Source organism: Arcicella aurantiaca, assembly GCF_003148625.1.
GTDB lineage: Bacteria > Bacteroidota > Bacteroidia > Cytophagales > Spirosomataceae > Arcicella > Arcicella aurantiaca.
The window spans coordinates 206,221-219,978 of sequence record NZ_QGGO01000004.1 but is presented as its reverse complement, the minus strand read 5'-3'; the positions used below and the strand labels follow the sequence as shown (position 1 = coordinate 219,978).

At 35.8% G+C, this 13,758-nt stretch carries 13 protein-coding genes; 9 read left to right on the top strand and 4 right to left on the bottom strand.

The window, feature by feature from the left end; translation table 11 throughout:
• Positions 1-269 precede the first annotated feature (269 nt).
• The 3 genes from LV89_RS05425 to LV89_RS05415 all read left to right on the top strand — a co-directional run bounded on the left by LV89_RS05425 (position 270) and on the right by LV89_RS05415 (position 5,767).
• The gene (locus tag LV89_RS05425; RefSeq protein WP_158279518.1) at positions 270-3,554 is read left to right on the top strand and encodes a PQQ-dependent sugar dehydrogenase; all 3,285 of its coding nucleotides are present in this window, start codon (positions 270-272) and stop codon (positions 3,552-3,554) included.
• Positions 3,555-3,599: 45 nt separating this feature from the next.
• On the top strand, positions 3,600-4,367 hold the full coding sequence (locus LV89_RS05420) for an SDR family NAD(P)-dependent oxidoreductase (RefSeq protein WP_109741855.1): 768 nt from the start codon (positions 3,600-3,602) through the stop codon (positions 4,365-4,367).
• Between the two features lie 287 nt (positions 4,368-4,654).
• The gene (locus tag LV89_RS05415) at positions 4,655-5,767 is read left to right on the top strand and encodes a DEAD/DEAH box helicase (protein WP_211321151.1); all 1,113 of its coding nucleotides are present in this window, start codon (positions 4,655-4,657) and stop codon (positions 5,765-5,767) included.
• Positions 5,768-5,859: 92 nt separating this feature from the next.
• On the opposite strand, the gene LV89_RS25040 is transcribed toward LV89_RS05415, so the two are convergent.
• Positions 5,860-5,997 (bottom strand): hypothetical protein, encoded by a 138-nt coding sequence (locus LV89_RS25040; RefSeq protein WP_158279517.1) that lies wholly within the window; start codon positions 5,995-5,997, stop codon positions 5,860-5,862.
• A gap of 171 nt (positions 5,998-6,168) precedes the next feature.
• Between LV89_RS25040 and LV89_RS05410 the strand changes: the two genes are divergently transcribed.
• Entirely contained in the window at positions 6,169-6,957 is a 789-nt protein-coding gene (locus tag LV89_RS05410) for a hypothetical protein (protein ID WP_146199085.1), read from the top strand.
• Positions 6,958-7,066: 109 nt separating this feature from the next.
• A complete protein-coding gene (locus LV89_RS05405; protein ID WP_109741853.1) occupies positions 7,067-7,510 on the top strand; it encodes a GNAT family N-acetyltransferase in 444 nt (147 codons plus the stop codon).
• 92 nt (positions 7,511-7,602) lie between these two features.
• On the opposite strand, the gene LV89_RS05400 is transcribed toward LV89_RS05405, so the two are convergent.
• Positions 7,603-8,574, bottom strand: a complete 972-nt coding sequence (locus tag LV89_RS05400) for a hypothetical protein (protein ID WP_109741852.1) — start codon at positions 8,572-8,574, stop codon at positions 7,603-7,605.
• 217 nt (positions 8,575-8,791) lie between these two features.
• A complete protein-coding gene (locus LV89_RS05395) occupies positions 8,792-9,169 on the bottom strand; it encodes a helix-turn-helix domain-containing protein (RefSeq protein WP_109741851.1) in 378 nt (125 codons plus the stop codon).
• Positions 9,170-9,473: 304 nt separating this feature from the next.
• Between LV89_RS05395 and LV89_RS05390 the strand changes: the two genes are divergently transcribed.
• The 4 genes from LV89_RS05390 to LV89_RS05375 all read left to right on the top strand — a co-directional run bounded on the left by LV89_RS05390 (position 9,474) and on the right by LV89_RS05375 (position 13,570).
• A complete protein-coding gene (locus LV89_RS05390; RefSeq protein ID WP_109741850.1) occupies positions 9,474-10,187 on the top strand; it encodes an ATP-dependent Clp protease proteolytic subunit in 714 nt (237 codons plus the stop codon).
• Positions 10,188-10,340: 153 nt separating this feature from the next.
• Positions 10,341-11,585: an ATP-dependent Clp protease ATP-binding subunit ClpX gene (gene clpX, locus LV89_RS05385; RefSeq protein ID WP_109741849.1), complete on the top strand. Its 1,245-nt coding sequence runs from the start codon at positions 10,341-10,343 to the stop codon at positions 11,583-11,585.
• Positions 11,586-11,823: 238 nt separating this feature from the next.
• Positions 11,824-12,384 (top strand): hypothetical protein, encoded by a 561-nt coding sequence (locus LV89_RS05380; protein ID WP_109741848.1) that lies wholly within the window; start codon positions 11,824-11,826, stop codon positions 12,382-12,384.
• Between the two features lie 91 nt (positions 12,385-12,475).
• Positions 12,476-13,570 carry a hypothetical protein gene (locus LV89_RS05375; protein ID WP_109741847.1) on the top strand — a complete coding sequence of 365 codons (1,095 nt, stop codon included), beginning with the start codon at positions 12,476-12,478 and terminating at the stop codon, positions 13,568-13,570.
• Positions 13,571-13,595: 25 nt separating this feature from the next.
• Here LV89_RS05375 and LV89_RS25035 read toward each other — a convergent pair whose 3' ends face one another.
• Positions 13,596-13,745, bottom strand: a complete 150-nt coding sequence (locus tag LV89_RS25035) for a hypothetical protein (protein ID WP_158279516.1) — start codon at positions 13,743-13,745, stop codon at positions 13,596-13,598.
• Between the last annotated feature and the right edge of the window lie 13 nt (positions 13,746-13,758).

Here is a 13,758-nt window from a genome sequence, read left to right as displayed (position 1 = left end):
CTGTGTTTAGTTCTCGTATTCAGATTAATAAGCAACGAAACGCTAAAGTTGCCTGTCTCTAAAATGAAAATACTTACAAATTTAGTTCATTCGACTTGATTTTTTTTAAACCAACGATATTTTAACGTGTTAAAGACGACAGTTGTTATGATAATTGATGATAAACTGGTCATAAACGATTAACACAGGATAAATTAGTAAGTGTTTGATAGTGAATTTGAGGTTTAATGTATTATTTTGTAGAATTATTTTGCCCATACTATAGTATCATGAAATTATATATATACGTTTGTTCTCTCCAAAAGAGGGATTACTCCACTATTGCTTGTCGTAAGTTTTTCGTACTCTTCTTTATCTTTTTTGCCTCTTATTGGAGTTTTGGACAAGGAACTGGAATTCAAGATGAGTTGAAGATTAAAGGAAGTTATGGGAATGGACTTTTTGGTTTAGTGGGTTTAAATTTTGACCAATCGGGAAGAATGTACGCCTACGAAATTAATGGTAAAGTCTGGGCTATTCGTTATGATACTAACCATGTTGAGCAACGTCATTTAATGCTTGATATTTCAAATGAAGTATTAAATACGGGTGACTTGGGGTTGGTATCTATGGTTTTAGACCCCAATTTTGTCACAAATGGACATATATATCTAATGTATTCTGTGAATAGATTATTCTTATTGACAGGTGTTGATGGAGGAGATGATGCAAGTCAATCAGGAACGATTGTTAGGGTGGCACGATACACTGCAGATATTAATACTGATTTTACCACTCTTATTCCCAATAGTCGTCTCGTTTTAATAGGAGATGTGCCATCAGATGGTATTCCAATTTTAGGTCCCAATCATGGTGGAGGATGTATGGTTTTTGGAACAGACGGAACATTATTAATATCAACTGGTGATGGTTCTGTTGTTGGGAATGACACTGGTAATAATGGAAATGTATATGAAGCCATCGAGGCAGGAGTAATTACTGCTGGACAAAATGTAGGAAGTTATCGTTGCCAAATGGATAGTAGTTTGAATGGGAAAGTGTTAAGAATCAATCCGATGACTGGAGAAGGATATGCTTCTAATCCTCATTATGATAGCTTAAAACCACGTGCCGCACAGTCAAGAATGTGGGCTAAAGGATTTAGAAATCCATATAGAATGACTTTGATGCCCAATACGGGTGGACATCACTCTGAGGAGGGAAACCCCGGTATTTTAGTTGTAGGAGATGTTGGAGGCTATCAAAGAGAAGAAATCAATACGGTAACAGCAAGCGACCAAAATTTCGGATGGCCTCATTATGAAGGGATAGATTCAAGCAATGAAGCTTTTGATGATTCTACCTACATACCTAATAATCACAGAAAGCCTATTTTTGAGTATCGAGAACATTCTTTTCATGCTAATGTTTTATTCAATCAAACGACAATTAAGCAATTAGGAATTCAGGAAGGACAGTTTTATTATAATGGTTTAGATGTTTTTAAGGGAAGTACCATTGTCGTAGGAGACTTTTATCAGGGAACGAGTTTTCCAGCTAAATATCATAATGCTTTATTTTTTGCTGATTTTGGAGCAAAATGGATTAGAGCGATGACTTTTGATGCAAATCATGAACCCGCTACTATTGAGGACTTTATGCAGCTACCAGACCAAATTGTTGGCGTAACATTTAATCCTTCGGAAGATGCCATTTATTATGTTAGCGGCAATACTGCTCCTTGCGACGAAGCTCATAAAGTGACATACTCAACCGCTGACTTTCCCCCAATTGCAAAAATAGAGATGGATTCTAATCATGGAATGGCATCGTTACCTATTGCTTTTAGTGCCATTAAATCTTACGACCCAGACAATTCAACACTTACCTACGAATGGTCGGTTGATAATGTTGTTTTTAGTACAGGATTAGCTCCTCACTATCTATTCAAACCTACTGGAAATACACAACAAACATATAAAGTAAAATTGAAAGTTACTGATAATAATGGGACAGGTATGACGGCTTTCGATTCAGTTTATGTTTATGCTAATAATACTCCACCTGCTATTATGAGTACAAGTTTGGATGAGGTTGCTTCAATTCCTCCTAATCAAAACTATAGTGTTAATTTGTCTGCCGTAGTGACAGATAAACAAGCGAATGCTAATGATTTAACCTTGAGTTGGACAATTGCTTTTGCTCATAACGGACATGAACATAAAGATGCCCCTCTGATTGGTAACAATCTTTCAGCAACTTTCCCTGCCTCTGGATGTGAAGCTGGTGATGCTACTTATTGGTATAAGGTTTATCTTCAAGTAACTGACCCCCAAGGATTATCAGAAACCCAAGTGAAAAATATTGAAATAAATTGCGGAGGAACTCCGCAAACATTGTCTTTTAATGCTATTCCTAATCAAGAAATTGATATTAATTCCTTGCATAGTATAACAGCTTCTGCTGTATCGTCTGTCGGGGTATCTCCCTTGTATTATTTTACAATGTCTGGCCCTGCTTATACTGTTGATAACCAAATTAAATTGACGGGAAAGCCGGGGAAAGTGACTATTCGAGCAGTTCAACACGGAAATGCTACTTATAGACCCGCTTTGCCAGTTGACCAAAGCTTTGAAGTTGACCGTGCAATAATACATTATTCAATGAGTTTTGACTCAATTCCCAATAAGTTGCCAACAGATGCTTCTTTTTCTATTAATGCCACTACTTCTCCAACACAAGAGCCATTTTCCTATATGCTGATATCAGGCCCTGCTACAATTTCTGGAAATGTTATTAGCCTCACAGGTGATACAGGAACAGTAAAAGTAAGAGCTTTTTTTGAAGGAGATTATTTTAAGAAAGGAGTATATGTTGATAGATTTTTTAAGGTCTATATACCAACTCCGCCCGTTGCTTTGGTTGCCCAAGATGAAACAATTTATGGAGATGCTTTAAATACTAATTGGCTAAATTTTTCTTCGATTTCTGCTTTGGATATGGCTAATGCGAGTTTACCTTTTATCAATACAAAATCCATTAAAATAACAAATCCAACGAGTGCCGAAACCTTAGATTTTAGAAAATCTTCTTCGCTTAGTGTTGCGGATTTTCCACATGGAATTGAATTTTGGGTTTATAATGATGGAAATACGGCGTATCCACTTCAAATACAAACATTTGAGACGAGTAGTGGCGGAGGTAGCCCTATCTTAAGTGTAATGGCTGACCCTAAAAAATGGGTTCATTATATATTGGAATGGACTTTGTTTGGGAATCCTTCGCAAGTTGGAAAAGTTGTCATAAAACTTAATCAAACACAAACCGAAAGTCTTTATTTTGATGAAGTGAAATTGCTTTATTGTGCTGATATGCAATCTGTTAAAACAGGTAGCTGGGATGATACAAGCGTTTGGTCATGTAAAAGATTACCCATCACTACCGACATCATAACCATCAACGCTGGACACATTGTGACTATACCAACAGGGGTAAGTGCAACCTTAAATATTTTACAACTTTTAGGAACGCTAAACAAAGAATCAGGTAGCACTTTGAATATTAATAATTATTGATTTGCTTTGAGTATAAGGAAAACCAAATACACTCAAAAACAACAAATGAACGCAAATCAAATTTTTAGTCTTGAAGGAAAAGTTGCCCTCATTACAGGAGCATCAAAAGGAATTGGCGAAGCCATCGCACGGTTTTATGCTGCTTGTGGAGCGAAAGTTGTTATCAATTCTCGCAAACAAGAAGAATTAGACAAAGTAGCGGAAGATATTCGCTCGCAAGGTGGAGAATGTACGGGTATTGCCGCCAATGCAGGGGATATTTCGAGCTGTAAATTGTTGATACAACAAACCGTTGATTTATACGGAGGCATTGATATTTTAGTTAATAATGCCGCAACTAATCCTGTTTATGGTCCAGTTTTAAATGCAGAAGAATGGGCTTTTGACAAGATTATGAATATTAATGTAAAAGCCCCATTTGAAATTAGTAAAATGGTTCATCCCATTATGAAACAACGTGGTGGAGGTTCAGTAATAAATATTAGTTCTATTGCAGGCATTACGCCAGACCCAGGTTTAGGGTTATATTCTGTCTCGAAAGCTGCCTTGAATATGCTCACAAAAGTTACTGCCAAAGAATGGGGAGCGGACGGCATTAGAGTCAATTCAATTTGTCCGGGATTAATCAAAACAAAATTTTCAGAAGCCCTTTGGCAGAATGAACAAATATTAAATCGTTTTGTTAAAAACCTACCCATTGCTCGTATGGGAACCGTTGAGGAAATTGCAGGTTTAGCTCTTTTCTTAGCCTCTGATGCTTCGGGTTATTGCACAGGAGGAATTTATACTGCCGACGGCGGAACGACGATTTAGCAGTTATCAGTGAACAGTTATTAGTGAATGGTTAATAGTTATTAGTGAATGGTTAATAGTTATCAGTGAATGGTTAATAGTTATCAGTGAATGGTTAATAGTGAACAGTTATCAGTAAACAGTTAATAGTTAATAGTTATCAGTTAATAGTTAATAGTTATCAGTAAAAATAAACTTAACGCTAAGATAATATGGGTAACTTTGCCATTAATAGCGTTTACTTTCTATCGTGACCTGTTTACTGATAACTGATAACTGATAATTGTTTACTGATAACTGAAAATACATTGGCAACATTTAAAGAATTAGGCGTTTCAGAGCATTTCATTCAAGCATTGACTGAAATGAATATTAACAAGCCTTCTGAAATACAGGAAAAATCTATTCCATTTTTACTCAAAAATCAAAACGATTTTATTGGTCAAGCACAAACGGGAACAGGCAAAACCGCCGCTTTCGGTTTACCGCTTTTAATGAAAATTAACCCAAAATCTACGGAAGTTCAAGGCTTGATTTTAGCACCAACTCGTGAATTATGCCAACAAATTGCCAAGCATTTATTCAAGTTGACCAAATATGCTCCAGAAAAAATCTTCGTCGGGGCTGTTTATGGCGGTGAGAAAATTGAAATACAATTAAGAAATCTATCAAGACCAACTCAAATAATTGTAGCAACACCGGGACGATTAATTGATTTGTTAAATCGTAAGGCGATTAGTCTGAAAACCGTAAAAACGCTCATTTTAGACGAAGCCGACGAAATGTTGAGCATGGGTTTTAAAGAAGAATTGAATACTGTTTTACGTCAAATTCCGACGGATGGGAAAAAATGGTTGTTTTCAGCAACGTTGCCGACGGCTCTTCAAAAATTGATAGATACTTACATGGCTAAAAATACCAAAATGGTGCAAGTCAGTAAGCATGAAGTAGTAAATAATTTGATTGAACACCAATATTTTGTCTGTGAAGAGAAGGATAAATTTGATTATGTTGTTCAGTTTATAAAAACGATGAATGCTGCTTCGGGAATAATTTTTTGTAGAACCAAAGCCGCTGTACAAACGCTAACGAAGCAACTAATTAGTAAAAATTATCCTGTTGACGCCATTCACGGAGATTTACAACAAAAAGAACGTGATAAAGTAATGCGGGCTTTCAAGAGTCATAAACTCAAAATTTTGATAGCTACTGATATTTCTGCTCGTGGAATTGACGTTGACGATTTGGCTTATGTTATTCATTATCAATTGCCCGACCAACCAGAATATTATACCCACCGAAGTGGCAGAACGGCTCGTGCAGGGAAAAGAGGAATATCTATCTGTTTTGTAACGCAATCTGAAGTGAAAAGACTTAATGAATACACTAAGTTGTTGAATATTTCTTTCAAGAAAATTTAATAAAATAAGAAACGGCAAGGAGTTCTGATGTAATCATTGAACCTCTTGCCGTTTTATTTGAATAACTTTATCTACTAAATATAGCATTACTGCTACTTACTTTTTTCAGTATTTGCTTTTTTCTTATTCCACGGAGCAGTCGTATTCATTCCCATCTGAATTGCCAATATTGCCATCAAAACGGTGAAAATAATAAACACCCATCTAAATATTTTTTGATTTTGATTCATATTAATTCTTGCCTATTATCCGTTATTGGTATCGTTTAAAATATTTTTCGCAATAAAATTAACGAATTAACATTAACCAATGAAGATTATCTGAAGAATCTAATTATTTTGCAAATTATTTAACCGCTGATAAGATTTCATAAGCATTTATCAAGTGCATAATTTACCCCCATGAAAAATAAACTAAAATACTACTTATTTCTAATTCCAGCGAGTAGCCTTGTGCTAAGTTGCTCGGATGCAGGTAAAAAGTACGAAGACGTTGAAGAAGCAAAAACGTGTTCTATGATTTTTATTGACAAATCGGTAAGCGTGAATGTCAATAAAAAATTTGTTAACGAAAAATATACCAAAGTCATTAGTCAATTGATTGATGAAAATGTGAAAGGGAAAGGCGATAAAATTGAGGTATATTTTGTACATGAAAATACTGCCAAAGGCAAAGCCGTTGAAGTAACAAGCAGAACCGAAAAGGGAGAATTGCAAGGTGCAAGTTCAACTGATTCGGAGGCGATTTCGACAGAATACAATATGTCGATGGACAAAGAACGGAGTGTTTTTAAGAAAATCGTTTTTGCTCAATTAGCTTCTCAGAACACCTCTTCAAGTAAGAACAATACCGATATTTGGGCGGCGTTACCTTTAATTGACAAAGTTATTGGAAAAGGTTATAACGTGAAAGCCTACTTTTTGTCGGATATGGTTGAAAGCATGAAAGCAGAAGGTCGTCGAGATTTTCATACCAATCCTCCTGTTGATGATGCCGCAGCGGTAGGTTGGGCAAGAGAAGATGCCGATGGATTAAAAGCTACTTTGCCTAATATTGGATTAGCACAAATATTTATTGCAAAACCATTTGAACCAACGGCTTCAAGAAAGAAAAATAATCCAGCCATTTCAACTTATTGGCAACGTCTTTTCTTAGAATTGGGCGTAACTGCCGAAGTTGTAGAACTGTAAAGGAGGTAAGAGGAAAGAAGGTAGGAGGAAAGGGAGGCTTTTCCCTTAACTCTTTCCCTATTTCCCTTTCCCCCTTAACTCTTCCCTCTTTCCCTCTATCAATAAATATATGCTAATTGTCAAAATTCCTACAACTGCCCAAGAATGGGAGCAATATTATCATCTTCGTTTTACAGTTTTGCGTGAACCTTGGGGGCAACTTAAAGGTAGTGAAGTGCTAAAAGACGAAGACCAAGCCGACCACGCCATGATTGTTGATGCTGAAACCGACAAAATTGTGGGCGTAGCACGTATGCAAACAAATACGCCTACACAAGGGCAGGTTAGATGTGTGGCAGTAGCTCCAGAAGTACAAGGAAAAGGCGTTGGCAAGTTATTGATGAAATATTTGGAAGATGTAGCCAAAGCAAAAGGCATCAAAGAGATTATCCTTGATGCCAGAGAAAATGCCGTAAAGTTTTACCAATCAATTGGTTATGATATTGTAGAAGACTCTTATTTGCTCTTCGGAGAAATTCAACATTATAAAATGAGAAAAGAATTAAGTAAGTAGTGGTGATTTGTAATTCAAAAATAACCCCAAAATTAGCTTCCCAAACGGAACTAATTCCAACAAACGATGCTAATCTCTATTCTCTAATCTTCTCACCTCTGAATTTTCACATCAAAATTAACCAATCCTGAGGTTAAAGTATTCCCACTTGTTGATGTTGTATTGCTGATGGTATTTACTTTAATAAGTCCTTTGCGAGTAACATTTTTCCCGTCTCTGGTAGTTCTTGTATGCTGAAACATATAGATTTTACCTGCTTCAATAGCCAAATCTTGCGTAGTTGTAGAAATCGCTAAATTATTCAAAACAATATCGCTGACTGTTATCCAATCTATACTAATATTCGTTGGAGCGTAGTAAACCGTTGTTCCTCCGTTGGTTAATACACCAGAACAGTTTTTGTCCGTAACGGTATTGCCCAAACCTAAAGCACTTCTTCGTGGATTTGATAAAAATGTAGGTTTAATTGAAGGAGAGCCAATGGTTGCATAAGAAATATCAACGAAATTTAAGTTAGAATCTAAATCGCAGGCAGTATATAAATCGCCAGTGGTTGCTGAAAAACGGGTGGCGTTGTTGCTCGTTTGAACACCCAACGTAACATTACTAAATGAAGATATTTGGTCTATTGCAGAAGGAATGAGATTAATACCTTTGCGAGAAATATTGCCTTTGTCGTCGGTAATGTCCACATAAAAAACACGATAAACCGTCGTTCCCACAGATGGTAAAGTCAATTCCAAACTTCGAGTTTGTTCATCTGTATTTTTTAGACGAATGTTATCCAATAATAATGTGCCAATTTTTTCTGGATTATTAGTCACATAAGCCGCCATTTTAACGGGTTTTCCTCCATCACTTCCTTTTTTGATATTAAAAGAAATCGAAATTACATCATTATTCGAAAGTGTAATATCTGGCTTAGTTTCCAAACGACTATCGGTAAATTTAATAGTTAGCTTACCATTGGCAGCAGGCAAAGGAGCGTCTCCGGGTTCGGGGTCTGGTCCACTGCAAGACCAAAAAAATGAATAGATTAAAGTAAGGATAAAGATATTTTTCATGGGTTTTATCTGTATTACTAAATATTAAAAATAGGTTATTGTTTTGAAAATCAATGTGTTATTTGAAATCTTCCGATAATCATTTCAAATATAATTAAATCAAAATTAAAATCCTGACAATCAAACGACTATCAGGATTTTAAGTATGTGGTGATTGGTGATTTGAAAATTGGTAATTAAGTAGCGACGGTCGCTTCTGCTTAATTACATTCTTAATTTAACGAAACCCAATTTTCTCTCTTTGGAACTGACTTTGTATCATCTGAAAGGCTTCTATGGTTACTTGATGTTCAAATTTTTCTCGCCAATAATTGGTTTCGGCTCTGAGTTTCTCAGTTTCTTCTTTTAGTAACTCCAAATCTGTTTTTTGTGGATTGGGCAAAACTTCAGGCGTTTGAATTTCTTCGCCTAATAATTCTAAAATACTAATTTTGAGAATATCCGCTAACTTTTTAGCTCTGCTCAGGGTTAGTTCTGTTTTATTTCGTTCAATATCGCCATAAGCGGAGGTTGATATTCCTAAGAAATCAGCCATATTTTCCTGAGAATAGCCTTTTGAAAGGCGAGCATAACGTATTTTTTCTCCGATTTCCATAATTTTTCAAATGTTGATTTTAAAGAATATTTTATAATAAATGTTTGATTTATAGGTTTTTGGGAAACTTTTTTTCTTGCTTTATAAAGCAAAATCATTTTTTCTGATAAATTCTCTGTAAAACTGACAACAATTATTTCATAGTTTTTGCATCTTTGCTGTCGAAGTTTTTTCGATAACACAATTGTCGTTCAGATAAGTTTCAAGTTTTTACGCTCGAACTATTTGCGTATTCAGTAAGTTATTGATGAGAAGATAAATTTTAGACTTAAAAAATCACATTACATAAATCTAATTAAAAAATATGTTTCCAAAAGAATTAAGTTCAGAAGAATTCAGAAAATACGCCGTACATCATAGAGGTTTGAACGGCTTGGCAGTTGACCAATACATGAATCAGGCAAATAATATTGGTGGTACAAGTCGCCCATTTATTGAAGATATGACTCAATACATCATCGAAGAGCGTCCAATGCGTTTTGCTCAGATTGATGTATTCTCTCGTTTAATCATGGACAGAATTATCTTCATGGGTGTTCCTGTGGATGATTATATGGCAAATATCATTGTAGCTCAAATGTTATTTATGGAATCAACAGATGCCAAAAAAGACATTATGATGTACATTAACTCGCCAGGTGGTTCGGTTTATGCAGGTCTTGGAATTTATGACACCATGCACTATATCCGTCCTGACGTTTCTACAATTTGTACATCGTTGGCGGCATCAATGGGTGCGGTTTTATTGGCAGGTGGTACAGCAGGTAAGCGTTCAGCATTGCCACACGCACGTATCATGATTCACCAACCTTCGGGCGGAGCTCAAGGACAATCTCGTGATATTGAAATTACGGCTCGTGAAATCGTGAAAATTCGTAAAGAATTGTACGAAATCTTGGCTCATCACTCAGGAAAAACTTTTGAAGAAATCGAAAGAGATTCAGACCGTGACTACTGGATGCGTGCAGAAGAAGCGAAAGAATATGGTTTGATTGATGAGGTTTTGACAAGAGCGTAGGTTAGTTCTTGATAACTGGTTATTAGTTATTGGTCAAGTGAAAATGCTTACTTCTTTCCAGCAAAGAGGTAAGCATTTTTCGTTTAAAATTCAGTAATTTTGTGTCTTCAAAAAAACTCATAGCTTAAAGCTCATAGCTCAAAGCTAAACAATATGAAACAACAACAACCTTATTGCGTCCTGTGCGGGCGTTCTCAACGTGAAGTGCCTTTGTTGATGGAAGGTATGGACGGACATATTTGTAGCGACTGTGTGTCGCAGGCGTATCAGGTCGTGCAGACGGAACTTCATTCTGAAAAACAAAAACAAAAGAAAACGCCTAAATTTCAATTGATTAAGCCAATTGAAATGAAAAATTATATCGACAAATACGTAATTGGTCAAGACGAAGCCAAACGCCATCTTTGTGTTGCAGTGTATAATCATTACAAAAGATTGATGCAACCCAAAGTAAAAGAAGATGATATTTACATTGAAAAATCAAATATTATCATGGTGGGTGAAACGGGAACAGGCAAAACCTACATGGCTCGTACTATCGCCAAAATGTTGCAAGTGCCTTTCTGTATTGCCGATGCAACGGTTGTGACTGAGGCTGGTTATGTGGGCGAAGACGTAGAAAGTATCCTGACACGTTTGCTTCAATCGGCTGATTATGACGTAGCCAAAGCAGAAATGGGTATCGTATTTATTGATGAAATTGATAAAATTGCTCGTAAATCTGATAATCCATCAATCACTCGTGACGTATCGGGCGAAGGGGTACAACAGGCACTTTTGAAACTGTTGGAAGGTGCGGTCGTAAACTGTCCACCACAAGGCGGACGTAAGCACCCCGACCAAAAAATGATTCCGATTAATACCGAAAATATCCTTTTCATTTGTGGAGGTGCATTTGATGGTATTCAAAGACATATTTCAAAGAGATTAAATACGCAACCGATTGGATTTAGTTCAGATGATAATTTCTTTGAAGAATTTGATGATAATCATTTAATGCGTTATATCACGTCGCAAGATTTAAAATCGTTTGGTTTAATTCCAGAATTATTAGGGCGTTTGCCAGTGGTTACATTCTTGAATCCTCTAACGAAAGATACCTTATTAACGATTTTGACTGACCCTAAAAATGCACTTACCAAGCAATATCATAAACTTTTCAAGATGGAAGGTATTGATTTGGAATTTGAAAAAGCAGCTTTAGAATATATCGTTGACCAAGCGATGGAATATAAATTAGGGGCAAGAGGTTTGCGTTCAATCTGTGAAGCAATTATTACAGATGCCATGTTTGAATTGCCGTCTCAAACAGATATTAAACATTTGACCATTACGCTTCCGTATGCTCGTGAGAAATTTGAACGCACGGTATTTCATAAAATGAAGAAAGCGGCGTAAAAGTTATCAAAAGATTTTATCAGAAATGCCTGCAAATGTAGTTTGTGGGCATTTTTTGTCTCAACGAAGAGCATTATGATTTATTGATTTTAGAATGATGAAAATCTGATAATCCTGATTTCCAGATTATATTGTAAGAAGAACCTTAACATCAATTCATCAAATAAATCATAGTTCTGAAATAATCTTTTAAGCCATTTATCGTTGAAAAAAATAAACATACAAACCTTAATTCATCATGCGTTCATCTAAACTAATCTTAGCCATAATTTCAATTTTAGCAATTGCTCAATCTTGTACACATCAAAAAGGATATTTTACGGTTGTTTCTCAAACTCATGCTGTAAAATCGACAATTCAGCCAGAAGTAAAACCCAATGTAGTGCCAACTGTTGCTACTGTTTCAGAAACTCCCTCAATTGAAAGCGTAAAGCCAACTTTAGTAGCTTCAAATTCAGAAGTTGTTGCTTTGGAAAATGCCGTAAAAAACACCAAATACGAGAAAGAAGTAAAGCAATTTTTAGCTAAAGTTGAGCAACCTTCCAACGAAGTAAAAGCCAATACCAAAGTCGTAAAAATGAATTTCGCTCAGAAAATTATTTTCAAAAAATTACAGAAAAAAATGGCAAATACAGCCAAACCATCTGGCTTTAGGGATTTAAGTCCATTCTTGAAAATCGGTTTAATTTTGTTAGGAATCGGTATTGTATTAGCCATTTTTGGTTTAGGAGTTGTAGGCGGACTTGCTGCCTTTATTGGCTTAGCGTTTACCATTTTAGGGCTAATTGGCTCTGTTTAGTTCCTTAAAATAGCCATTCTTCATATTTTCGTTGGCTAATCGGAGATTTTTCTTCAATTTTAAGCTCCACGTCCAAATATTCAAACTGTCAATGTCCGTTTTAGATAAAATTAAGTCCATATTTAAGTTGCCTTTGGCAGATAAAAATAAGAACGTCGTAGAGCCGTCGGTAGAACTATTGCCTGCTACTGAAGTTGTCCGTGAAGATACGGAAGTGGTAGAATTTGTAAATTTACCTACTTCGCAAGTACAAACCGCAGATTTTCGTGAACCAGATTGGCTCATCAATCAAGATATTTTACGAGATGAAGGCGTTATTTTTGGACTTTCAGGCTCAAATCCCGACGAAAAAATCTCTATCATTAAGCATTATTTTGCTCAACAAACGGCTGAAACTGACCGTGTTATTGAACAAAAAGAAGAGAAAATAGGTGAGCTAAATTATTGGATAAACGAAAAGGAAAGTTTGGTTAAAGAGTTAGAACAAAAGATTCAAGACCTTAAAAGTCAGGAATTTACCGAACAACATCATTTACCAAGAACAACCGTTGGTTTATTGTTAGCGTGTGGAATTGCAGTGGGAAATTACTTTTTGATTGAAGAATCTTTACGTGGACAATTTCAGCAAAGCCAATTAATTGCCGCAGGGGTTTTTATGGCAGGAATGTTTAACCTTTTCGGCAGAATTTCTTTTCTGCATGATGACGTAAAAGAAAGTAATTGGAAACGCCTTTTAGAAGAAATTGGAATGCCTTTAGCTTCTGCATTTTTTGTTTTTGCACAGATTTATGCAACGCAATCACCCATGAAATCATTTGCTTTGTTTGGGTTTATTTTCTTTTTATTCATGTTTTCGGGTAAATTATTGTTGGGAAATTTAACGGTTTTGAAAGATGATTTAACCATTTTCCAAAAGAGAAATCAATTACAAAAAGATAAAATAAAAAAGGTAGCTGATTGGGAAACAGAAATAGAAAAACATAAAACAGAAATAGAAAAACATCGTCAAGAAAAGCAAGATGTTTTACCAGAATTAACCAAATTAAGCACCCAAAATTCCAAGATAAAAGCTCAAAGAGATATGCTCATTAAGGTATTTGAAAGTGAATATCTTTTAGCAACACAATATCGTAATCGTTTGAGTGGTAGGCAGATGAAAGAGATTTTGGGTGGGGAGGAAATGTAGCACAGGTTTTAACCTGTAAGTGAGTTTAAGCAAGGCAAGTTTCATTTAGGTTGCTTGCCTCTGGCGAATGACCAGTATTATTAGGCTTCCAGCCATTTTGACTTATACTACGGCTTGAAGCCGAAGAATAGTCGTCACTCGCCAGAGGCAAGCGACTAATTTTAACTACAATCATAAAATTATTATAC